20 protein-coding genes are annotated in these 22,853 nt (G+C 64.8%); 14 read left to right on the top strand and 6 right to left on the bottom strand.

The window, feature by feature from the left end; genetic code table 11:
* Positions 1 to 68 precede the first annotated feature (68 nt).
* Positions 69 to 5,060, bottom strand: a complete 4,992-nt coding sequence (locus ACVIHF_RS08355) for an autotransporter domain-containing protein (RefSeq protein WP_256559051.1) — start codon at positions 5,058 to 5,060, stop codon at positions 69 to 71.
* 785 nt (positions 5,061 to 5,845) lie between these two features.
* Between ACVIHF_RS08355 and ACVIHF_RS08360 the strand changes: the two genes are divergently transcribed.
* Entirely contained in the window at positions 5,846 to 6,643 is a 798-nt protein-coding gene (locus tag ACVIHF_RS08360; RefSeq protein ID WP_253609461.1) for a helix-turn-helix transcriptional regulator, read from the top strand.
* Between the two features lie 115 nt (positions 6,644 to 6,758).
* Here the strand turns inward: ACVIHF_RS08360 and ACVIHF_RS08365 are convergent, their stop codons facing one another.
* Positions 6,759 to 7,265: a DUF2147 domain-containing protein gene (locus ACVIHF_RS08365; protein WP_156436518.1), complete on the bottom strand. Its 507-nt coding sequence runs from the start codon at positions 7,263 to 7,265 to the stop codon at positions 6,759 to 6,761.
* Positions 7,266 to 7,397: 132 nt separating this feature from the next.
* Between ACVIHF_RS08365 and ACVIHF_RS08370 the strand changes: the two genes are divergently transcribed.
* From ACVIHF_RS08370 to ACVIHF_RS08400, 7 genes are all read left to right on the top strand, one after another.
* On the top strand, positions 7,398 to 7,955 hold the full coding sequence (locus ACVIHF_RS08370; protein ID WP_159109482.1) for a DUF2975 domain-containing protein: 558 nt from the start codon (positions 7,398 to 7,400) through the stop codon (positions 7,953 to 7,955).
* A gap of 11 nt (positions 7,956 to 7,966) precedes the next feature.
* The gene (locus ACVIHF_RS08375) at positions 7,967 to 8,209 is read left to right on the top strand and encodes a helix-turn-helix domain-containing protein (protein WP_253610058.1); all 243 of its coding nucleotides are present in this window, start codon (positions 7,967 to 7,969) and stop codon (positions 8,207 to 8,209) included.
* Positions 8,210 to 8,391: 182 nt separating this feature from the next.
* Positions 8,392 to 8,577: a periplasmic nitrate reductase, NapE protein gene (gene napE / locus ACVIHF_RS08380; RefSeq protein ID WP_225163708.1), complete on the top strand. Its 186-nt coding sequence runs from the start codon at positions 8,392 to 8,394 to the stop codon at positions 8,575 to 8,577.
* 43 nt (positions 8,578 to 8,620) lie between these two features.
* The gene (locus ACVIHF_RS08385) at positions 8,621 to 8,908 is read left to right on the top strand and encodes a chaperone NapD (RefSeq protein ID WP_256559050.1); all 288 of its coding nucleotides are present in this window, start codon (positions 8,621 to 8,623) and stop codon (positions 8,906 to 8,908) included.
* Between the two features lie 18 nt (positions 8,909 to 8,926).
* A complete protein-coding gene (napA, locus tag ACVIHF_RS08390; protein WP_310882813.1) occupies positions 8,927 to 11,440 on the top strand; it encodes a nitrate reductase catalytic subunit NapA in 2,514 nt (837 codons plus the stop codon).
* Positions 11,437 to 11,907, top strand: a complete 471-nt coding sequence (locus ACVIHF_RS08395; protein ID WP_225163706.1) for a nitrate reductase cytochrome c-type subunit — start codon at positions 11,437 to 11,439, stop codon at positions 11,905 to 11,907. The genes napA and ACVIHF_RS08395 overlap by 4 nt, the downstream gene beginning before the upstream one ends.
* Positions 11,904 to 12,542, top strand: coding sequence for a NapC/NirT family cytochrome c (locus ACVIHF_RS08400; RefSeq protein WP_225163705.1), 639 nt, complete (start codon positions 11,904 to 11,906; stop codon positions 12,540 to 12,542). The genes ACVIHF_RS08395 and ACVIHF_RS08400 overlap by 4 nt, the downstream gene beginning before the upstream one ends.
* Before the next feature lie 116 nt (positions 12,543 to 12,658).
* Here the strand turns inward: ACVIHF_RS08400 and frc are convergent, their stop codons facing one another.
* The 3 genes from frc to ACVIHF_RS08415 all read right to left on the bottom strand — a co-directional run bounded on the left by frc (position 12,659) and on the right by ACVIHF_RS08415 (position 16,514).
* A complete protein-coding gene (gene frc, locus ACVIHF_RS08405; protein ID WP_057020269.1) occupies positions 12,659 to 13,936 on the bottom strand; it encodes a formyl-CoA transferase in 1,278 nt (425 codons plus the stop codon).
* 59 nt (positions 13,937 to 13,995) lie between these two features.
* Entirely contained in the window at positions 13,996 to 15,729 is a 1,734-nt protein-coding gene (oxc, locus tag ACVIHF_RS08410; RefSeq protein WP_253609458.1) for an oxalyl-CoA decarboxylase, read from the bottom strand.
* Between the two features lie 89 nt (positions 15,730 to 15,818).
* On the bottom strand, positions 15,819 to 16,514 hold the full coding sequence (locus ACVIHF_RS08415; protein ID WP_050387017.1) for a GntR family transcriptional regulator: 696 nt from the start codon (positions 16,512 to 16,514) through the stop codon (positions 15,819 to 15,821).
* 217 nt (positions 16,515 to 16,731) lie between these two features.
* Between ACVIHF_RS08415 and ACVIHF_RS08420 the strand changes: the two genes are divergently transcribed.
* The 6 genes from ACVIHF_RS08420 to ACVIHF_RS08445 all read left to right on the top strand — a co-directional run bounded on the left by ACVIHF_RS08420 (position 16,732) and on the right by ACVIHF_RS08445 (position 22,007).
* Positions 16,732 to 18,861: an acetate--CoA ligase family protein gene (locus ACVIHF_RS08420; protein ID WP_057020270.1), complete on the top strand. Its 2,130-nt coding sequence runs from the start codon at positions 16,732 to 16,734 to the stop codon at positions 18,859 to 18,861.
* Between the two features lie 275 nt (positions 18,862 to 19,136).
* Positions 19,137 to 19,934, top strand: a complete 798-nt coding sequence (locus ACVIHF_RS08425) for a sterol desaturase family protein (protein ID WP_253610056.1) — start codon at positions 19,137 to 19,139, stop codon at positions 19,932 to 19,934.
* Entirely contained in the window at positions 19,921 to 20,298 is a 378-nt protein-coding gene (locus ACVIHF_RS08430; protein ID WP_253609457.1) for a DUF4175 domain-containing protein, read from the top strand. The genes ACVIHF_RS08425 and ACVIHF_RS08430 overlap by 14 nt, the downstream gene beginning before the upstream one ends.
* 12 nt (positions 20,299 to 20,310) lie before the next feature.
* Positions 20,311 to 20,508 (top strand): hypothetical protein, encoded by a 198-nt coding sequence (locus ACVIHF_RS08435; RefSeq protein ID WP_024579640.1) that lies wholly within the window; start codon positions 20,311 to 20,313, stop codon positions 20,506 to 20,508.
* A 40-nt stretch (positions 20,509 to 20,548) separates the two neighbouring features.
* Positions 20,549 to 20,857 carry a DUF6166 domain-containing protein gene (locus ACVIHF_RS08440; protein WP_253609456.1) on the top strand — a complete coding sequence of 103 codons (309 nt, stop codon included), beginning with the start codon at positions 20,549 to 20,551 and terminating at the stop codon, positions 20,855 to 20,857.
* Between the two features lie 40 nt (positions 20,858 to 20,897).
* A complete protein-coding gene (locus tag ACVIHF_RS08445; protein WP_253609455.1) occupies positions 20,898 to 22,007 on the top strand; it encodes a Zn-dependent alcohol dehydrogenase in 1,110 nt (369 codons plus the stop codon).
* A gap of 6 nt (positions 22,008 to 22,013) precedes the next feature.
* On the opposite strand, the gene ACVIHF_RS08450 is transcribed toward ACVIHF_RS08445, so the two are convergent.
* Positions 22,014 to 22,772, bottom strand: coding sequence for a GntR family transcriptional regulator (locus tag ACVIHF_RS08450; protein WP_253609454.1), 759 nt, complete (start codon positions 22,770 to 22,772; stop codon positions 22,014 to 22,016).
* Between the last annotated feature and the right edge of the window lie 81 nt (positions 22,773 to 22,853).

Below are 22,853 nucleotides of genomic sequence, written 5' to 3' on the forward strand. Positions count from 1 at the left end.
GCAGCAAAATCGGCGGATCGGCATTCCGGATCGGCGCGGATGGGGCGGAGCCCGGCGGCGGCGCCGGGTCAGAATTTCCAGCTAAAACTGGCCTTTACCGAGTGGTCCTGGACCTGGTCGGCAAGCTGGCCGACATAGGCGATGCCGATGCTGGCCTGCGGTGTGACCCGCAGGTCGAGCCCGCCTTCGACCAGTGCCGCGTTCCGCGCCAGCGGCACGCCGGCCACGGTGAATCCGGTTCCCAGGCCCTGGAACGCGAGCGCCGCCGTCGGGGTCACGTCGCCGAAGGCGTACTGCCACGCCACCGAGGCACGCGGCGTCAGCTGCATGCCGTTGGTGAGGGCGAAGCTGGTGGCGATGCGGGCGCCGAGCGAGGAGTAGCCGACATCCTGATCGCTGCCGGCGCCGCGCAGCGCGGCAGCGCCGCTGCCGCCGGTCTCGGCAAAACTGTCGGTGCTGAGGTGGGCCCAGGCGAGGCCGGCGAACGGCTCGAGCGCGGCGCGGCCGAGCGATAGCCCGTAGCCGATCTCGCCGAACACCTGCGCGGTGGTCGCGTCATAGCGGCCGCGCGCCGCGTCGAAGAAGCCCGGGAACACGATCGAACGGCTGGTGTCGAGCGTGCTGAAGCTTGCCGAGGCGCCGCCGCGCAGATTGACCGCGCCGTAGCTCGCGCCGACATAGCCGGCGAGATGCGCGGTCTCGATATCGGCCGAGCTCGCGCGATCGCCGATATGAACCGACGAACTGGTGTAGCCGCCGGCGATGCCGGCGATCCAGTTCGGCGCGAATCTATGATCGACGCCGCTGAAGAAGCCGGCGAGGTCGCGCGTCATTCCCGCGGCGTTGCCGGCGCCGTTCAACCGGCCCCAGGCGCCGACCCCCTGTGCCCAGAATGTGGTGTCCGCGATCGGCGCAGCACGCGCGAGTGGCGGCGCCTTGACCGGAAACGCGGACCGCTCGGTGCCGGCATAGGCGAGCGCGGTGCTGACCGACAGCTGATCCATCGCAGCGGTCTGCGGGCCACCTGAACCGAGCGCCGCCATCGGCCCGCTGCTGCCGGCGAACGAAGCTTGCCGCAGACGGCCGAGCACGGCATCGCGCAGGTAGCGCGAGTCGTCGAGCATCGCGGTCTGCGCGCTGGCATGCACTTCGCCCGACAGCGCATCGAACGCCTGTCGCGCGCCGGCGGCGTTCTGGTTCAGCACCGCGATCATTAGCGGATCGCGCTGTTGCCCGCTTGCGTCCAGTGCGCCGGCGACGGCGATCTGGTTCGGTGTCGTCGCGACGCTCGTCAGCGAGGTGGCGTTGCGGGCGAGTGTCAGGAAGACGTCGTTGGCGTCGTAGCTCAGCGTCGGCGTGAGGAATGTCAGGCTGCTCGTGACATCGGTGAAGGTGCCGTTCACGCCGCCGTTCGCGGTGAGGATCGTGTAGACCGTCTGCGGCGCATAGGTGCCGGTCTGCGCCAGCGCCAGCACATTGCCGCCGGCGAGCGTCGCGGTGCCGGTGGCTATGATCTTGTCGGACTGGCCGGCCGCATTGGCCTCGACCTGGTAGATCGAGCCGGCCGCGAAGGAAACGTTGCCGGCGACGTTCAAGGTGCCGATCGAATTGCCGGGCGCGACGATGCCGCCGGCATTGGCCGTGATGCCGCCGACGGTGCCGATGCCGCCGAGGGTGCCGCCATTGTTCACCGTGACGGCGCTGGCAAGGCTTGCGCCGCCGTGGCTGTCGTCGCCGACCACGAGCTTGCCGGCGTTGACGTTGGTCGCGCCGGTGTAGGTGCTTTGGCCGTTCAGGGTCAGCGTGCCGGCGCCGATCTTGGTGAGCGATGCGCCGGTGCCGCCGCTCGAGCCGCCGTCGGCGATGACGCCGCTGACGATCGTCGACAGGTCGTTGCCGCCGACGGTGAGTGCGTTCGCGCCGAGATTATAGCGGCCGGCTCCCTCAATCGAGCCGGCGGAGAGAACGCGGTTTCCGGCCGGCCCCGTGCTTGCGGAAAAATCCACGACGCCGCCGGCGTCGGTGACGAGACGGGCATTGCCCGCCGTGCTGCTGCCGGCAAACGCGGTCTGGCCGCTCGCTGTGGTGGTGAGCGTGACGGCGCCGGCCGAGGTCGCGTTGCGGAAATTCAGCTTGCTGTTGTTGGTGATCGTGGTCAGGCCCGAGGTATCGGCGTTGACCACCTCGAAGGTGGCGTTGTTGAGCACGCTGCCGATGATCTTGCCCTGATGCGTGGTATCGCCGAGCTGCAGCGTGCCGGCCTGGATCGTGGTGCCGCCGGTGTAACTGCTGGTGCCGGCCAGCACCTGCTTGTAGCTGCCGTCCTTGATGTAACCGCCCGCGCCGGTGATGGCGCCGTAGTAGAGCGCGGTGGTGATGGTCGACTTCAGGCTGGTGGTGAGATTGCCGCCGGCCAGATCGACGGTGCCGAAATCGGTGGTGCCGGACGACAGCGTTGCCACCGTCTCATTGCTGAGCAGGCGCAGCGTGCTGTTGCCGAGCACGATGACGCTGGAATTGTCGCCAATGGCGTTGCCACCTTGTACGACCAAGGTGCCGCCGAGCAGCTGCGTGCCACCGGTATAGGTGTTGTTGCCGGAGAGCGTCAGCGTGCCGGTCCCGCTCTTGGTGAAGAGGCCGCCGCCGCTGATCGAACCGGCAAAGGTGCTGTCGTCGGAGCGGTTGAAGATCAGCCGTCCGTTGTTGAAGACGTTACCGGTGATCGCGCCCGACGTGCCGCCATTGCCGATCTGCAGCGTGCCGTTCGCGATCGTCGTGCCGCCGCCATAGCGGCCGGTGCCGGTCAGGATGGTGGTGCCGCTGCCCTTCTGCACGAACCCGCCGCTGCCCGAGATGTCGCCGCCGAAAGTATAGGTGTCGGAGCGGTTGATGGCGAAGGTGCCATTGTTCACCACCTGGCCCAGGATGGAGCCGGAGGTGCCGCCGTTGCCGAGTTGCAGCGTGCCCGCGCTGATTGCGATGCCGCCAGTCAGGCTGCTGTTGCCGGTCAAGGTCAGCGTTCCGGCGCCGAACTTGAACAGGGTGCCGTTTCCGTTGATCGACTGGCCCAGGGTGAAATTGTTGGCGGCATCGGCGATATCGAACGCTCCGCCGCCGCTGCCCAGGTTGATGGCGCGCGTGGTGCCGGTGAAGGCTGTGCCGGTGACCCGCAGCGTGCCACCGCCGTCGAAATTCAGCGCGCCCGACGCGGCGCCGAGATTGGTGTCCGATGACACCTGCACTGTGCCACGCGACATAGTCGTGCCGCCGCCATAGCTGTTGGTGCCGGTCAGGATGGTGGTGCCGATGCCGATCTGCGCGAACGCACCGCTGCCCGAGATCGTCCCGCCGAAGGTATAGATGTCCGATCGGTTGACGGCGAAAATGCCGTTGTTCACCACGTTGCCGGTGATGGATCCGAAGCTGACGCCGTTGCCGAGTTGCAGCGTGCCGGCGGAGATGGTGGTGCCGCCGGAGTAGTTGTTGGTGCCGGTGAAGGTCAGCGTTCCGGCGCCGGACTTGGTCAGCCCGCCGTTGCCCGTGAACGAGTTGCTGACGACGAAATTGTTGGTGCCATCGACGATCTCGAAGCCGCCGCCGCCCCAATTGATGGTGCGTGACGTACCGGTGAAGCTCGTGCCGGTCACCTGGAGCGTGCCGCCGTTGAAGGTCAGGGAGCCCGAAGCCGCGCCGAGGTTGGCCTCTGACGACACCGACAGCGTTCCGCCCGCCAGCGTCGTTCCTCCGGTGTAGCTGTTGGTCCCGGAGAGTGTGAGCGTGCCTATTCCGGTCACGGCCACGCTGCCGGCGCCCGATACCACACCGGTGACTGAAAAATTGGCCGGCGTGGTGTTGAAGGCGACGAGGGAGCCGGAGCCGAGCACGATGTTGTTGCCGAGCGCGAACCCGTTGTTTTGTGCTGCAATCGTTGCAGCGGCACCCGTAATCAATTGAATATCGCCGACAAGCGTCGAGCCGGTCAGCAAATTCAGGACGTTGCTGGTTCCACCGAAACGGATCGCGGCCGCATGGGTTGCGCCGTCGGCGTTGAGCCCGCCGCTGATCGTGCCGGCATTGTTGATGGTGCTGTTTCCATTGGTCATGACACCGACGCCGGCCGTACCTGTGCCGGTCGCGGCACCGCCCGTGATGGTGCCGGTGTTGCCCAGTGTATTATCGCTGCTGACCAGATTGACGCCGGCGCCGCTGCCGCCGGTGCCGGCTCCGCCAAGGGAGCCGATCCCGCCGCTGCCGCCGCCGCCTCCGGTAATGCTGCCGGCGTTGCTTATCGACGTTCCATCGCCGAGCACCAGCAAGCCATCGCCGCCGCCCCCGCCGCCGCCGCCGAGTCCGGTCCCGCCGCCTCCGGTCCCGCCTTGCCCTCCCGTGATCGTCCCCGCATTCGAGACGAAGGCGCCGGCTGCGGTGGAGACCACGCCGGCGCCACCGCCGCCGCCGCCACCACCGCCACCGGCGCCGGGAGAATTTCCGCCAGCACCGCCGTTACCGGCGTTGACTGTCACTCCGCCATTGACGGTCAGGGATGTGCCCGAAAAATACACCCCGGTGCCGCCGCCGCCGCCGCCTGACCCAAAATGAAACCCGTCCGGTCCGGTGTCGCCGGTCACGCCGGTGGTTGGTGTCGTCACGACAGCCGTTCCGGTTAGTGCCGAGCCCGGCGCGCCGCCGTTTCCTCCAGCGTTCTCCCCCGCACCGCCGATCCCGCCGGTGCCGCCGCTGCTGGGGCTGCCAGGCACTTGCACGGTGTCGGCGCCCACCAGGTTGGTGCTGTTGCCGCCGACGCCATTGCCGTTGCCGCCGAAGCCGCCACGCCCGCCGGAGTTGGGACCACCGGCAGCGCTGCACGCCGTGGTGTCAGCCGTGCAGGCCGCCTGGGCGTGAGCCGGCAATGTCAGGCCGGCCGTGCCGAGGATCAGCGCAAGCGGCGAGACCGTGGCGAGGGTGCGAAAATAACTCGCGCGCGACTTCGCATCGAGACGGGCGGTCTGCGCGCCACCGAACTGTCCTACAGCGAAATCCTTCGCCGCGTATTCCCGCATTGTCACCGCATTCAGCCCCGGCAGCCTCGAGATGTCACCGCCTTCATCGGGCTTACGTGACTCGAGCCCTGATGATGTCGCATGATGTGTCGGAGTCGACACTGCCGACAGATTCCGTAATGGACTACGATCTGGCCACTACCCAAAAGGGTATTCAACGTGCGCACGTACGATAAGTCGCCGAGCGAGGCTTTGCTGCAACAGGCGGGTCCCACAATCGCTGCGAATTGCGCGCAAATTGAATCAAGACGGCTTGCTCTTCCCGTTAGCGGGAAGAGCGCGAGACGTCGCGTGTCACGCCAATTCAACAGCGACGATGGTGTCGAAGCCGTCGTCAGAACTTCCAGCTGAAATTGCCCTTCACCGAATGATCCTGCACCCGATCGGCCAACTGGCCGACATAGGAGATGCCGACGCTTGCCTGCGACGTGATGCGCAGATCGAGGCCAAGCAACCGCTACGGTGTCGTCGAACTGTCCTACAGCGGGACGTTCCGCTGCGTCGTCAAATGGGGCACCGCATTCAGTCCCGGTAGTAACTCGGATTGTTGCAACTTTCGCCGGGCCATGTGTGTTGCAGTCCCTGATGACGTTGCGCGATGTGTCGGACTCGACACAGCGGAGAGATTCCGTAATCGAATGCGATCTGGCCATTACCCTAAGGGGTATACCAACGCGCGCACGAACGATAAGACGGCGAGCGAGGCTTTGCTGCAACATGTGGGCACGTCGCGACGTTGCAGTGATCGCCAAAAAATCAAATCAAACCTGGTCGATCAGAATCCCATGCAACGGGACAGCACACTCGACGACGAAATCATTCGTCTCTACGAATCCGAGTCCAACCTGCACACGCTGCCGGGTGTCCTGTTCGCCGGCGTCGGCCGCCTGGTCGATGCGGAGGTGGTGAGCTTCACCGAGTTCCATCGTCCGAGCTGGGATTTCCGGTCGTTGATTTCGGTCGGCGACGATCCGGAGGTTCGTGCCCGCGGCATGCAGGCGTTTGCGAAGCACATGCACTCGCATCCGTTCTGGCAGCACGATCCGGCGTTCTATGGCGAACGCGCGCTGCGCGAGTCGGATTTCTTCAGCGACGAGGAATTCGTCGAGCTGCCGATTGCCAAGGAGGTGTTCCTGCCGTCGGGGGCGCGGCGGATCATGGGGATCGCGTTCGAGCACGCCGGTTATGTGGTCACGGTTGTCGGGCATCGCGTGGTGGGACGGCCGGCGTTCAGCGACGAGGAGCGCGACCGGATGCAGGGTTTTCGTCCGCACATCCTACGCGGCTACCGCCAGGCGCAGGAGCGAACGCTGGCGGCGCTGACACCGAGCGACCGCCTGCGTCTGGCATTTCCCGCGCTGACGCCGCGCCAGATCGAGGTGGCGTCGTGGATCGCGCAGGGCAAGTCGAACGAAGAGATCGCGGGCATCCTCGGCGTCGGGCTCGATGCCGTGAAGGCGCACGTCAAGGCGATCAACAGCAAGATCGATTCCGACAGCCGGCGCGCCGCGATCGTCATCGCCCACACCACGCCGCCCTTCGCCGATCTGCCGCCGCTGTGGAAGCTCGGCCTCGAAGATTGAGGCGGGCGGCGCGTTTATAAAAGAAGGCCGCCCAAATGCGGCGGCCTCGAGTGCGGGTTTGCTTTTCTTCTTGGCCGATGAAGGGTCGGGGCCAAGTCCCTTCACCGCATTCCCTTCACCGCGTCCAGTCTTCGCCGGCGCACAGCGTTCCCATGCAGCCGCGAACGTTCAGCGTGCCCGGCGACACCAGCGTCACCGAGCTCTCATAGGTCTTGCCGTCGTCGGCGTTGTAGATCCGGCCGGCCCATTTGTTCGGGCCGGCGGGCTGCATGTTGATGAACAGCGACATGCCTATGACCGGTCGGGTGCGCTGCGCGCGATCGGCATTCTTGTCGTCGAGCTGCGGCTTGCCGGTGGCCTTGTCTGTCGGCTCCTTCAACCAGACGACGCGGCCGCACAGCGCGCTGCCGCATCGGTGGACCTTGATCCTGGCGTCGCCGGATTGGGTCAGCCAGACGCCGGCCGGATCGTTGGCCTTGTCGCTCGCCTTGGCGGCATCGGCGGGGCTGCCGAGCAGCGGGATGTGGAACGTGGCCACGATCAGGCGGCGCGTGAGGTGAGCGTGGATCAATTGCTTCAGGGCCTTGCGCAGGCCGTTTTGGTCTGGGATTACCGTCATCATCCACCTTCTTCATGAAAAATTTCATGATAAACATGAAATAAATCGCGTTTAAGGTTGAGTCAATGACATTGCCTGGGCATGATGCAATCCGGCCGTAACGGCTTTCTGGCAAGAATTTTTCGGATGGGTGCGATGGGGAAATCGGTTCGTGAGCAGCGCCAGCTCTGGTTTCGCAGGCTCGATCGGGCGTTCTGGTTGATCTGGGCGGCGTTGCCGGTGGTGTTGTGGCTGGCCTATTACCGCACCACCACGGCGTCGGCGACGATCGCCGAGAGCCTGATCGGCGAGCAGGCGAAGTGCGCCAGCATCGTCGCCAACCCGCTGACCATGTCCGCCAAGGGCCAGGTGTTGTTCTGGTCGCTGTTCGCGCTTGGGGTATCGTTTTACGCCGTGCTGATCGGCATCCTACATCGCATGGTGAACCGATTCGCCAACGGACGGATCTTCGTGTCCGAAACGCTGCAGGGTGTCTGGTGGATGGGGATCTTCCTGGTGGTCTGGCCGTTTGTGGATACGATCACGACCATCGCGGTGACCTATGCGCTGTATCAGCTCGGCGACATCAAGTTCTTCCTGCCGAGCTACGGCGTCGACGTCGGCACCGTCGCGGGCGGCGTGTTCCTGATGGCGCTGAAATTCGTGATCGAGCAGGCCATCCTGTTGCAGTCCGAAAACGATCTGACGATCTGAGGGTGATGCTTGTGCCCATCGTGGTGAACCTCGATGTCATGCTCGCAAAGCGCAAGCGCCGCCTCGGAGACCTCGCGGACGCGATCGGCATTTCGATCCAGAACCTGTCGATCCTGAAGACCGGCAAGGCGAAGGCGATGCGCTTCTCGACGCTGTCGGCAATCTGCCGCGAGCTGGACTGCCGGCCGGGCGATATCCTGGAATATGTGCCGGGCGACGAGGGCGGTAACGGCGAGAGCGGCGAGGGTGGTTGATCCGGCGTGCGATTGATTACCACGTAGAGTCGTCTCGCTCGCCCGAGATATGTTTGCTGCGTGAGGCCGTCGCTCCGCACATTGATCTGAATCAATGTCCGCTCACCGCCGCTCCTTAGGTTGATGTCCAAGGCAGCGGCCCGGATGCCGTCCCCCCAACGTCCCAAGCGAGAGACACGATCATGGCGGTCGCAGACGGCGACGCAGATGCACGGCGTCGCCGAACGCGAATGGAAATCTTCGCCTTCCTGTTCCTGACCGCCATCCTGATGCCGGGGCTCGCGGTCGCGACTGTGGGGTCATACGGACTCGCGATCTGGATCTACCAAATGGTGGCCGGCCCTCCCGGTCCGCCCCCACCGCACTGACAGGGAGAGCATCGTTGTGCGCAAGACCGCGATCAATCGCCGTATGTTGATTACCGGCCGCGCCTTGACAGCGGAGCGCGTCGTGACGCCCCCGGGGGGCGAGATCGCCAGCATCCTGGTGCAGGCCCGCCCCGAGAGCCTTGATGCGGTCGAAGCCGACATCCTCGCCGTTTCCGGCTGCGAGATTTTCGGCCGCGACCCCAGAGGCAAGCTCGTCGTGGTGGTCGATGCACCCGATGCCGGTGCGCTCGGCGCGACGTTGAACACGATCGCTCTGTTACCGCACGTCCATTCCGCCTCGCTGGTGTTTCACGCCATCGACGTCTGCTGAAGTGCCGGGAGGCAAGCCATGACCGAAACCAAGCTCGACCGCCGCCAGATGCTGAAGCTGGAGGCCGCCGCGATCGCCGCTGCGGCCGGCGGAATGCCAGTTGCGTCGGTCGCGGCAAACCTCGTCGCTGACCGTGATGCCAGCGAACTCGACTGGAACAAGGCTCCCTGCCGCTTCTGCGGCACCGGCTGCAGCGTCATGGTGGCAACCAAGGACAATCGCGTCGTTGCCACCCACGGCGATATCAAGGCCGAGGTAAATCGCGGCCTCAACTGCGTGAAGGGCTACTTCCTCTCCAAAATCATGTACGGCCACGATCGCCTGACGCAGCCGATGCTGCGCAAGACGAACGGCAAGTACGACAAGAACGGAGACTTCACCCCGGTCGCGTGGGACGAGGCGTTCGACATCATGGCCGAGAAGTTCAAGGCGGCGCTGAAGCAGCGCGGGCCGAGCGGCATCGGCATGTTCGGCTCCGGCCAATGGACGGTCTGGGAGGGCTATGCGGCTTCAAAACTGTTCAAGGCCGGCTTTCGCTCCAACAACATCGATCCCAACGCGCGCCACTGCATGGCCTCAGCCGTGGTCGGCATGATGCGCACCTTCGGCATGGACGAACCGGCCGGCTGCTACGACGACATCGAGGCCACCGATGCCTTCGTGTTGTGGGGCTCCAACATGGCGGAGATGCACCCGATTCTGTGGACGCGGGTGACCGACCGCAGGCTTTCGGCGGCGCATGTGCGGGTCGCCGTGCTTTCGACCTTCGAGCACCGATCGTTCGACCTTGCCGACATCGGGATCGTGTTCACGCCGCACTCCGATCTCTACATCCTCAATGCGATCGCCAATCACATCATCAAGACCGGGCGCGTGAACAAGGATTTCGTCACCGCGCATACCGTGTTCAAGCGCGGCCAGACCGACATCGGCTACGGCCTGAGGCCCGATCATCCGCTGCAGAAGAAGGCGACGGGTGCGGCCAAGGCCAACGATGCCACCGATATGAGCTACGACGACTACGTCAAATTCCTCGCCGACTACACGCTGGAAAAGGCGGCGAAGATGTCGGGCGTTCCGCTCAATCGCCTGGAGGCGCTGGCCGAGCTCTACGCTGACCCGAAGACCAAGGTCGTCAGCTTCTGGACCATGGGTTTCAACCAGCACACCCGCGGCGTCTGGTGCAACAATCTGGTCTACAATCTTCACCTTCTGACCGGGAAGATCGCGGAGCCCGGCAACAGCCCGTTTTCGCTGACCGGCCAGCCCTCGGCCTGCGGTACCGCACGCGAGGTGGGTACCTTCTCGCACCGCCTCCCGGCAGACATGGTCGTCACCAACAAGGCGCATCGCGACAAGGCGGAGGAGATCTGGAAGTTGCCGGAAGGCACGATTCCGGACAAGCCGGGCTATCACGCGGTGTTGCAAAGCCGGATGCTGAAGGACGGTCTGCTCAACGCCTACTGGGTGCAGGTCAACAACAATTTGCAGGCCGGTCCCAACATCAACGAGGAAACCTATCCCGGTTTCCGCAACCCCGACAATTTCATTGTCGTTTCGGAAGTCTATCCGACCGTCACCGCGCTCGGCGCCGACCTGATCTTGCCGACCGCGATGTGGGTGGAAAAGGAAGGCGCCTATGGCAATGCCGAGCGGCGCACCCAGTTCTGGCACCAGCTCGTCACCGCTCCGGGCGAGTCGCGTTCAGATCTCTGGCAATTGATGGAGTTTTCCAAGCGCTTCAAGATCGAGGAGGTCTGGCCGGAAGAGTTGCTGGCAAAGAAGCCGGAGTATCGTGGCAAGACGCTGTTCGACATGCTCTATCGCAACGGCCAGGTCGACAAGTTTCCGGTCTCCGACGTCGCGTCGGGCTACGCCAACGACGAATCCAAGGCGTTTGGCTTCTATGTCCAGAAAGGGCTGTTCGAGGAATATGCCAGCTTCGGCCGCGGCCACGGCCACGATCTCGCGCCGTTCGATGCCTATCACGGCGAGCGCGGGCTGCGCTGGCCCGTCGTGAACGGCAAGGAGACGAAGTGGCGTTTCCGCGAAGGCTCGGACCCGTATGTCGGGCAGGGCAGAGGCGTGCAGTTCTACGGTTTTGCCGATGGCAAGGCGCGCATCTTTGCGCTTCCCTACGAACCGCCGGCGGAATCGCCTGATAGCGAATACCCCTTGTGGCTTTCCACCGGCCGGGTGCTGGAGCATTGGCACTCCGGCACCATGACCCGCCGCGTGCCCGAACTCTATCGCGCGTTTCCCGAGGCCGTCTGCTTCATGCATCCGGATGATGCGCAGGAGGCCAAGCTGCGACGCGGTGACGAGGTCAAGGTGATCTCTCGCCGCGGGTTCATCCGGGCGCGGCTGGAGACCCGCGGCCGCGACCGGCCGCCGCGAGGTCTGGTGTTCGTCCCCTGGTTCGACGAGTCGAAGCTGATCAACAAGGTGACGCTCGACGCCACCGATCCGCTTTCGCTGCAGACCGATTTCAAGAAATGCGCCGTGCGCATCGAGAAGGTGCTGCCGTCATGATCAGGGACCTGCGCGTCGTTCTGCTCGTCCTGGCGATAGGGGCCGGCACCGGCACATTGGCGGCGCAATCGCTCGATTCCGGGCTGCGGGGGCCGACGCCGCTCGATAATGAAGGCCCGGCTCCGCCGATGATGCCGACGCGCAACACGTCCGAGCGGGAGGTCAGGAACTATCCCGAGCAGCCGCCGGTGATTCCGCATTCGATCGACGGCTACCAGATCGATCTGAACAGCAACAAATGCCTGTCCTGTCACGCGCGCGCCCGCACCGGCGAGTCGCAGGCGCCGATGGTCTCGATTACTCATTTCATGGATCGCGACGGCCAGTTCCTTGCGTCGATCTCGCCGCGCCGTTTTTTCTGCACTGAATGTCACGTACCGCAGAGCGTGAGCAATCCGCCCATCAGCAACGACTTCGTCGACATCGACACCATGCTGAGCCGCGCGGGTCCGGGCGGCCGTCGATGAAGGCGGCCGACCCCCAAGCCTCGAAGGAGGGGCTCTTCCGACGCGCATGGGCCTTCGCGCGCGAGCTGTGGGACGTGCTGGTGCGGCCGAGCACGGTGTTTGGGCTCGGCGTGCTGGTGATCGCGGGCTTCGTCGCCGGGGTGATTTTCTGGGGCGGGTTCAATACCGCGCTCGAATTGACCAACACCGAGAAATTCTGCACCGGCTGCCACGAGATGCGCGAAAACGTGTTTGCGGAACTGAAGTCGACCATCCATTTCACCAATCGCTCCGGCGTCCGCGCCACCTGCCCGGACTGTCACGTTCCGCACAACTGGACCGACAAGATCGCACGCAAGATGCAGGCCTCCAAGGAGGTGTGGGGCCACCTGTTCGGTGTCATCGACACCCGCGACAAGTTTGTCGACAAGCGGCTCGAGCTCGCGCTGCATGAGTGGGCGCGTTTCAAGGCCAACGATTCACTCGAATGCCGCAACTGTCACAGCGCGGAATCGATGGATATCACCAAGCAGTCACCGCGCGCGTCGGTGGCGCACCAGCGCTTCCTGTTTACCGGCGAGAAGACCTGCATCGATTGCCACAAGGGCATTGCACATCACTTACCCGACATGCGTGGAGTTCCGGGCTGGCAATGAGCGCCGGCTTTCGCCGGGGACCTTGATCTCGCCACGACGGCGGAACTGACGACCGGCCGGAACGAAAATGGCCGCGGTTGCCCGCGGCCATTCGTGTTTCTGCTTGAGCGCTGCCTTTACTCGGCCGCCTGCTTGCGCGGCGGGTCGAGCGCGCCGGAGTCGTGGATCTCGGCGACCTGGTGATCGCTGAAGCCGAGCACCTCGCGCAGGATCTCGTCGGTGTGCTCGCCGAGCAGCGGCGAGCGCTGAACGTCGCTCGGCGAATCCGAGAGCTTAATCGGGTTGCCGACCGAGACGTACTTGCCGCGGGTCGGATGATCGACCTCGACCACGGTGCCGGTCGCGCGCAGCGACTGGTCTTCGGCGATCTCCTTCATCGACAGGATCGGACCGCAGGGGATGTCGTCCTTGTTGAGGATCTCCATCGCCTCGAACTTGGTCTTGGTCATCGTCCACTGCTCGATGCGGGCGAAGATCTCGTTGAGGCGCGGCAGGCGGGCCGGCGGCTTGGCGTAGTTCGGATCGGTCTTCCAGGTCGGCTCGCCGATCACGTCGCAGATCTTCTCCCAGACCGGGGCCTGGGTGATGAAGTAGATGTAGGCGTTCGGGTCGGTCTCCCAGCCCTTGCACTTCAAGATGCGGCCGGGCTGGCCGCCGCCGGAATCGTTGCCGGCGCGCGGCACGGCATCGCCGAACGGAATGCCTTCGCCGAACTGGCTGTATTCCTTCAGCGGACCGTGGGCGAGCCGCTGCTGGTCGCGCAGCTTGACCCGGGCAAGGTTGAGCACGCCGTCCTGCATCGCGGCGGTGACGCGCTGGCCCTTGCCGGAGTGGGTGCGATGGTACAGCGCGGTGACGATGCCGAGTGCGAGATGCAACCCGGTGCCGCTGTCGCCGATCTGCGCGCCGGTGACCAGCGGCAGGCCGTCGCGGAAGCCGGTGGTCGAGGCGGCACCGCCGGTGCACTGCGCGACGTTCTCGTAGACCTTGCAGTCCTCATACGGGCCGGGGCCAAAACCCTTGATCGAGGCGACGATCATCTTCGGGTTGATGGCCTGGATCTTCTCCCAGGGGAAGCCCATGCGATCGAGCACGCCGGGGCCGAAGTTTTCGACCAGCACGTCGCACTGCTTGATCAGCGCGGTCAACACTTCCTTGCCCTTCGGGTTCTTGGTGTCGAGCGTGATCGAGCGCTTGTTGTGATTCAGCATGGTGAAATACAGGCTGTCCACGTTCGGGATGTCCTGCAGCTGGCCGCGCGTGATGTCGCCGACGCCGGGACGCTCGACCTTGATCACGTCGGCGCCGAACCAGGCCAGCAATTGCGTGCAGGTCGGACCCGACTGGACGTGGGTGAAATCGAGAATGCGAACGCCCTTCAGCGCCTTGGTCATAATGTTTGCTCCGTACTCTGTCTGCCCCTGCACCCGCAGGGAGTGATGGGGGTTAGGGGTTACTTCTTCTTCTGCAGAACGCTCTGCGGATTGAGGTTGCCGATGCGGCCGCTCTCCGAGCCCGCCGCCGGATCGATCACCGCGTTGATCAGCGTCGGCTTGCCGGAATCCAGCGCCGCATTGACCGCGCGCTTCAACTCGTCCGGCGAGGTGGCGTTGACGCCGACGCCGCCGAAGGCTTCCATCATCTTGTCGTAGCGCGAGCCCTTGACGAACACGGTGGTCGCCGGATCGTCGCCGGCGCTGTTGACGTCGGTGCCGCGATAGATGCCGTCATTGTTGAAGATCACGACGCAGATCGGCAGCCTGTAGCGGCAGATGGTCTCGATCTCCATGCCCGAGAACCCGAACGCGCTGTCGCCTTCGACCGCGAGCACGGGCAGGCCGGTCTCGACCGCAGCGGCGATCGAATAGCCCATGCCGATGCCCATCACGCCCCAGGTGCCGACGTCGAGCCGCTTGCGCGGCTTGTGCATGTCGACGACGCCACGGGCGAGGTCGAGCGTGTTGGCGCCCTCGTTGACGAAGATGGTGTCCGGACGTTCCGCGATGATGGCGCGCAGCGCGCCGAGCGCGCCGTGATAGTCCATCGGCGAAGCGTTGCTCATCAGCTTCGGCGCCATCTTGGCGACGTTGTCGTCGCGCTTCTTGGCGATGGTCGAGAGCCAGTCGGACGGCGCCGCGGTCCAGTTCGCGCCCATGGCGTCGAGGAACGCCGAGACGCAGGAGCCGATATCGCCGACCACGGGAGCGACGATCTCGACGTTGGAATCCATTTCCTTCGGCTCGATGTCGACCTGGATGAACTTCTTCGGAGCTTCACCCCAGCTCTTACCCTTGCCATGCGAGAGCAGCCAGTTGAGGCGGGCGCCGATCAGCATCACGACGTCGGCTTCCTTCAGCACGGTCGAGCGCGCCGCACCCGCGCATTGCGGATGCAGATCGGGCAGCAGGCCCTTGGCCATGCTCATCGGCAGGAACGGCACGCCGCTCTTCTCGACGAAATTCTTGATCGCCTCGTCGGCCTGCGCGTAGGCCGCGCCCTTGCCGAGGATGACGAGCGGACGCTTCGCGCTCTTCAGCACGTCCAGCGCGCGCTTGACCGAAGACGGGGAGGGGATCTGCTCGGGCGCGGCGTCGATCACCTTGACCAGCGACTTCTGACCGGCGTCGGCGTTCATCACCTGCGAGAACAGCTTTGCGGGCAGGTCGAGATAGACGCCGCCCGGACGGCCCGACACCGCGGCGCGGATCGCGCGCGCAAGGCCGATGCCGATGTCCTGGGCGTGCAGCACGCGGAACGCCGCCTTGCACAGCGGCTTGGCGATCGCGAGCTGGTCCATCTCTTCATAGTCGCCCTGCTGCAGGTCGACGATCTCGCGCTCGGACGAGCCCGAGACCAGGATCATCGGGAAGCAGTTGGTGGTGGCGTGGGCGAGCGCGGTGAGGCCGTTGAGGAAGCCGGGCGCCGACACCGTGAGGCAGACGCCGGGCCGCTTGGTCAGGAAGCCGGCGATCGAGGCCGCATAGCCGGCATTCTGTTCATGGCGGAACGAGAGCACGCGAATGCCCGCCGCCTGGGCCATGCGGCCCAGGTCCGTGATCGGGATACCCGGCACACCATAGATGGTGTCGATGCCGTTGAGCTTGAGCGCATCGATGACGAGATGGAAGCCATCGGTCAGTTCTTGCTCGGTGCCCGGTGCCTCGGACTTCGTAGCGGTATTCAGCATCGGCATCGTCTCCCTGATCGTTCTTTGTTCGGACGATCTGATTGTCGTCTGAAGCGGGTGTGGACTCTCAAACTTAAGTGAACGGTTCTCTACGTGAATAATTCTTGGCCGTGCGCCTCGACATAGGCGGCAAGCCCAAGCGTGTGGTCGCGCGCGCGCTTCTCGGCAAGCTCGGTGTCGCGCGCTTCCAGCGCCTCGATGATCCCGAGATGCTCGGGCAGCGAGGTCGCGGTGCGGTCCTTGCGGCCGATCGTGAGCTGGCGATAGCCGCGCACATGCAGCAGCAGGTCATTGGTGAGGTCGACCAGAACAGGCGATTCCGACAGCGAGATCAGCGCCTGGTGGAAGGCGATGTTGGCCTTGGAATATTCCTCGACGTGATCCTGCGGCAGGCGATCGTCGCTGAAGTCCTTGAAGAAGTCGCGCAGCGCCGAGATGTCCTTCTTGCGCGCGGTGGTCGTGATCAGGCGCGCCGCCATGCTCTCCAGCGCCGCCCAGGCGCGGATCATGTCGACGATCTCCGCCTTGGTGCGGCGGACCACGACGATGCCGCGGCGCGGCACGGTCTTCACGAATCCGTCCTGCTCGAGCATCGCGATCGCTTCGCGGATCGGCGTGCGGCTGACGCCGAGGCGCTCGGACAGTGCGCGCTCGTCGAGCATCACCGGCTCCGGCGTCGCGTAGATGTCCATCTTCAGGATCGCTTCCTTCAAGGCTTCATAGGCCTTGTTCTTGAAGCTCGTCTCCGGCGCGATCCGGACGATGGCGATATCTGTGTCAGCCATGGTGGGCGACGCCTTGGTCTGTTTCGGTTCTGGCACGACTCGTCTCCTCCTCTTGGAGACGTCTTCTTAGCAGAAGAAATTACCTTAGATTTTTGGCATGCCAAATACCAGAATGTCAAGCTGCCTATATTTTTCGATCTTTTTGGACCTCGACCGACCTTGACAATTGCGTTTTTGGCATACCAAATGCCACGAAATCTGTCCCAGGAGGAAGCCAATGTCAAATTCGAAGGATGCGGTCCGCAAAATTCTCGATGCGGTCAGGGCCGACAAGCGCACGAGCCTCACCGCGCCCGAAGGCAAGGTGGTTTGCGACGCCTACGGCATTCCGGTGCCGAAAGAGGGTGTCGCCAAGTCGGCGGCCGAGGCCGCCCGCATCGCCTCCGACATGGGCTTCCCGGTCGTGATGAAGATCGTCTCGCCCGACATCCTCCACAAGACCGAGGCTGGCGGCGTGGTGGTCGGCGTCAAGAGCGCCGCCGAGGCCGAGAAGAGCTACGAGACGATTCTCGCCAACGCCAGGAAGTACAAGGCCGATGCCAAGATCGAGGGCATCCAGGTCCAGCAGATGCTGGGCGGCGGCACCGAGGTGATCGTCGGCTCGATCACCGACGGCTCGTTCGGCAAGCTGGTTGCCTTCGGCCTCGGCGGTGTGCTGGTCGAAATCCTCAAGGACATCACCTTCCGCCTCGCGCCCGCGACCAAGGATGATGCGCTGTCGATGCTCGACGGCATCCAGGCGCATGAGATGCTGAAGGGTGTGCGCGGCGGCGAGGCGGTCAATCGCGAGGCGCTCGCCGACGTCATCGTCAAGGTGTCGCAGTTGGTCAGCGATTTCCCCGAGATCGTCGAGCTCGACCTCAACCCGGTGTTCGCCACCAGCAAGAACGCGATCGCGGCCGACGTCCGCATCGTCGTCGACTTCAACTACAAGCCGCGCCCGGCGCCGCGTCCGACCGAAGAGATCGTCGCCGCGATGAACCGAATCATGCAGCCGAAGGGCGTTGCTGTGATCGGCGCCTCCGCCGAGGACGGCAAGATCGGCAACTCCGTGATGAAGAACCTCATCAACGGCGGCTACAAGGGCGAGATCTATCCGATCCACCCCAAGGCCGACGAGATCCTCGGCTACAAGGCCTACAAGAGCGTCAAGGACGTGCCCGGCGTGATCGACACGGCGGTGTTCGCGATCCCGGCGAAATTCGTCGCCGGCGCGCTCGCCGAATGCGGCGAGAAGAAAATCCCCGGCGCGGTGCTGATTCCCTCGGGCTTTGCCGAGGCCGGCGCGCCGGAATTGCAGGCCGAGATCGTCGAGGTCGGCAAGAAGTACAATATCCGCCTGATGGGGCCGAACATCTACGGCTTCTATTATACCCCGGCCAATCTCTGCGCCACGTTCTGCACCGCCTATGACGTCAAGGGCCACGCCGCGCTGTCGTCGCAGTCGGGCGGCATCGGCATGGCGATCATCGGCTTCTCGCGCTCGGCCAAGATGGGCGTGTCGGCGATCGTCGGCCTCGGCAACAAGTCCGACATCGACGAGGACGATCTGCTCGCCTTTTTCGAGCAGGATCCCAACACCAACCTGATCGCGCAGCACTGCGAGGACCTGAAGGATGGCCGCGCCTTCGCGGAAGCCGCCAAGCGCGTCTCCAAGAAGAAGCCGGTGGTCGTGCTCAAGGCCGGCCGCACGTCTGCGGGTGCGAAGGCGGCCTCGTCGCACACCGGCGCGCTCGCCGGCAACGACAAGATCTACGAGGACGTGTTCAAGCAGTCGGGCGTGATCCGTGCCCGCAGCCTGCGGCAGCTGCTCGAATTCGCCCGCGGCGTGCCGGTGCTGCCGACGCCGAAGGGCGAGAACGTGCTGATCATCACCGGTGCCGGCGGCTCCGGCGTGCTGCTCTCCGACTCCGTGGTCGACAACGGCCTGTCGCTGATGCAAATGCCGCCGGATCTCGATGCGGCGTTCCGCAAGTTCATCCCGCCGTTCGGCGCGGCCGGAAATCCTGTGGATATCACCGGCGGCGAGCCGCCGATCACCTACGTCAACACGGTCAAGCTCGGCCTGTCGGATGAGCGCATCCACGCGCTGATCCTCGGCTACTGGCACACCATCGTGACGCCGCCGATGGTGTTCGCGCGCAACATGGTCGAGGTGAAGAAGGAGATGGAGGCCAAGGGCTTCGTCAAGCCGATCGTCGCCTCGCTCGCCGGCGACGTCGAGGTCGAGGAAGCCGCCGAGTATCTCTACCAGAACGGCATCCCGGCCTACGCCTATTCGACCGAACTCCCGGTCGAGGTGCTCGGCGCCAAGTACAAGTGGGCGCGCGGCGCGGGCCTGCTCTGACCTTCTGATCTGTCGAATACCACAGGCCGCCTCGGACACCGTCCGGGGCGGCTTTTTTTCATGGGGGTCGCTTCCGTCCGAGCCTTCGCCGGGGTGGGCGGGCAGGGCGCAACCCGCCTGACCGTTCGAATCCAGCCAGGCCTTCCTGCTCCGTCTTGCGTGGGTTCCGCGCGCCGATCCCTTTTCCTGACCGCGTCCGGCCCACCAAGGCAGCTTGCCTTTGGCAACTGATGTGCTACTGATATGTCAGATAATGAATGACGGAGGGACCCGCGATGGAGTTGGCTGCAACAGGGATGACCGACCGCCAGCGCAAATATCGCGCGACCTACCGCGAGCGCGTGGTGGGTTGGTACAATGGCTGGCTGCATGTCGTGCTGATCTACACGATCGGATTCACGGCGCTGTACGTCTATCTGGCCAATGTGCACGACGTGAAATGGTGGGAATACCTCACCATTCCCGTGGTCTTCCTGATCGCAAACTTCTTCGAATGGGCGGTGCACCGCTTCGTCATGCACCGGCCCTCGAATGTGCCCTTGCTGCGCGCGATCTACAGCCGCCACACGCTGATGCACCATCAGTTCTTCACCGAGGAGGAGATGCGCTTCGCCGATCATCACGACTGGCGCGTCACCTTCTTCCCGCCCTATGCGCTCGTGGTGTTTACTCTGATGTCGATCCCGCCGGCGATCGTCGCGGGCCTTGTGATCTCGGCCAACACCGGCTGGCTGCTGATCACCACGACGACCTCGATGTACCTGATCTACGAGTTCATGCATTTCTGCTGCCACGTCGAGGAAAATGCCTTCGTGCGCAACATGCCCTTCGTCAACACCATTCGCCGGCATCATACCGCCCATCACAACCAGTCGATCATGATGGAGCGGAACATGAATCTGACCTTCCCGGTGATGGACTATGTGTTCGGCACCTCCGACCTCAATCGCGGCCTGCTTGGCCACGTCTTCAATGGCTACAGCACGCGCTACGTGAAGACCGACATGCGCCGCACGGCGCGGACGCCGCGGGTCGTGGCGAAGGAGCAATCGGTGCCGCATGCCGCAGCTTGAACCCAATCTCGCAGGCCTCGCCTGGTTCGGCCTGCTGTGGAGCGTGTGCTGCATCGGCTTCCTGCAACTGGCCGGGATGTACCCGCTGCGCGGGCGCGCCGTCCTGCCGGTGACGATGACGACTGCACTATGGGTGGTGCTGCTCGCCGGCACGCTGGCGTTCGCGCTGGCCGAATTGCGCTGGACCACAATCGTTGTCGTCGGCGGCGTGCTGTTCCTGTTTTTGCCCGGGCTGTTTCAGGCGCTGCCGGAATGGTGGCGCGACGGACGCGCGGGATTGCGGCTGTCCTGTTGCGCCATGATCGCCGCGCTCGCGCTGTTGGTCCGCGTGGCGGCACCGTCGTTTCACAACTGGATGACCTGAAGGGAGGTCTCGATGCCAAGCCACATCAAGCTCATGCTGTCGCTGGCGTGCCTCGCCACGGCAGCCTGCGGATACTTTTTCATGGTCTATCTGGGCCAGCAGGGACCGAGCTATGCGGTCGCCTTCCTCGGCGTGTTCGCAACCGTCGCGATGTGGATATTCCCCGAGGTCGTCAAGAAGGACCTCAAGATGCGTCCGCCGGGATCCTGACCGAGCTCCTGATATGATGCTGCAGCACAGGGAGGATCCGATGGCGAGCTATACCGGGGACCGCACCATCGACGGCATTTCGGTGCTGGTCGACGGCAAGCCGCTGTCACCGCATTACGACCAGCTTCGTCTCACCGAACACGGCTTTGAATGGAGCTACGAGGGGCCCGAGCCGGCACAACTGGCCTTCGCGCTGCTCTATGACCATCTGCACGATGCCGCTGCCGCGAAAGCGTTGCACGAGAGCTTCATGCGGCGCGTCGTCGCCAATTTCGACAATGAATGGGAGCTCTCCTCGGCCGAGCTCGACGAGGCGGTCGCGGCGCTGCGCTCCGGACAGACGGCCTGAGCCCGTGCTGATCTGATGCCCCCGGCAGAGAATTCCTGAGATGACCCTGACCTGTCGCGCGGCGGTGCTGCATCAAAGCGGAACGCCGCTCTCCGTCGAGCGCGTATCGCTTGCGCCGCCCATGCCGACCGACGTCGTGGTGAAGGTGCGCGCCGCGGGGCTCTGCCACACCGATCTGGAAGTCATCGACGGATCGTTGCGCTATCCCTTGCCGATAATCCTCGGGCACGAGGCGGCCGGCGTGGTCGAGGAAATCGGCAGCGCGGTGCGCGACATCAGCGTCGGCGATCGCGTCATCCTGTCCTGGAATCCGCATTGCGGGCACTGCTTTCACTGCGACCGCGCGCAGCCGATCCTGTGCGAGACCTATCTCGCGCGGGGCGCGGAAGGCGTGCATTTCGACGGCGCATCGAAGGCGCAGCTCGCGGACGGACGCAAGCTGACGCACCTGATGTTCCTCGGCGCGTTCTCGGAATATGTCGTGCTGCCGGCCCAGCAGGCGATCGTCGTGCCGAACGACATCCCGTTCGACCGCGCGTGCCTGATCGGCTGCGGCGTCATGACCGGCGTCGGCGCCGCGCTGAACGTCGCCGCCATCGGTCACGGCGATACCGTGATGGTCACCGGCTGCGGCGCGGTCGGGCTGGCAGCGGTGCAGGGCGCCCGGCTTGCCGGCGCAGGTGCTGTCATCGCGGTCGACCTCGATGATGCAAAGCTGGCGCTGGCGCGGCAGCTCGGCGCCACGCACGTCGTCAACGCGGCCCGCGAGGACCCGGTCCAGTTCGCAAAGCAGGCGACGGGCGGCCGCGGCGCCGACGTCATCCTCGAGGCGGCGGGCCATCCCAACGCGTTTCGGCAGACCGCGGAGGCGGTACGGCCGGGCGGCGAGGTGATCTGGCTCGGCAAGATCGACGTCACGCGGGACGTGAGTTTTCGCTGGGGCGCGTTGATGGGCGAGAAGCGATTTCGCCGCTCGAGCTATGGCGGCGCGCGGCCACGGCGCGACTTTCCCTTTCTGGCGCAGGCCTATCTGGACGGCCGGCTCAAGCTCGACGAACTGATCACAGGCCGCTGCAGCCTCGACAGCATCAATGACGGCTTCGAGGCGCTGCGGCGCGGACGTTCGATCCGCACGGTCGTCGAGCTCTGAGAGCCGTTACAGCGTCGAACGTGCAAAACTCTCGATGTAGTCGATCAGGCTATCGGAGGCCGCGCCCGCGGCGTCGACGCGGCGCTCGGCGACGGCTTCGGCGACGTCGGCATGCAGCCGCGCCGCGAGCGGCAGATCGGCCGCTTCCTTGTAATGCTGGTACCAGAACCGGCGCGACAGGCCATGCATCAGGCCCATGGCGCGGGAGGCGAACTCGTTGCGCGACGCCGCGGAGATCAGGGTGTTGAACTGGTGATCCAGCCGCATGAACAGCAGGTCGTCGGATTTCTCCGCCGCGCGCCGCATGCCGGCGGCGATCTCGGAGAACTGGGTGCGCTGCTCGCTGGTGGCGCGCTCGGCGGCGCCGCGCGCCATCAGCCGTTCCAGCTCGCGCCGGACTTCGAGCAGGCGCAGCTGGGCCCTGAGGTCGATCTCGGACACCAGCACGCCGCGGCGGGCCAGGATGTTGACGAGGCCGTCGCGCGACAGGCGCTGCAAGGCCTCGCGGATCGGGGTTCGGCCGATGTTGAGCCGTTTGGCGAGCACGAGCTCGGAGAGCGCGGTGCCCGGCGGCAGTTGCAGCGTCACGATCAGCTCTTCCAGCTCGGCATAGGCGCGATCGGTGAGCGTGACGTCGCTTTGCGGGAGCGGGGCCGGCGCGGAACCGCGCGGCTTGTCGCCGGCGGCGGACGATTGCCGTGCCGGCCGGCGGCTTCCTGCTGTGCGCACGCGCACCGTGCTGGATCGTTTGCTCGAATTTACCATCAGGATCGTGAGTGCTGCTGTACAGCAGATATCTCACACGCCCGATGGCAATGACAAGGCCGGTCGATCGGCGCCGCGCCG

The sequence above is a fragment of the Bradyrhizobium sp. USDA 4506 genome (assembly GCF_054058795.1).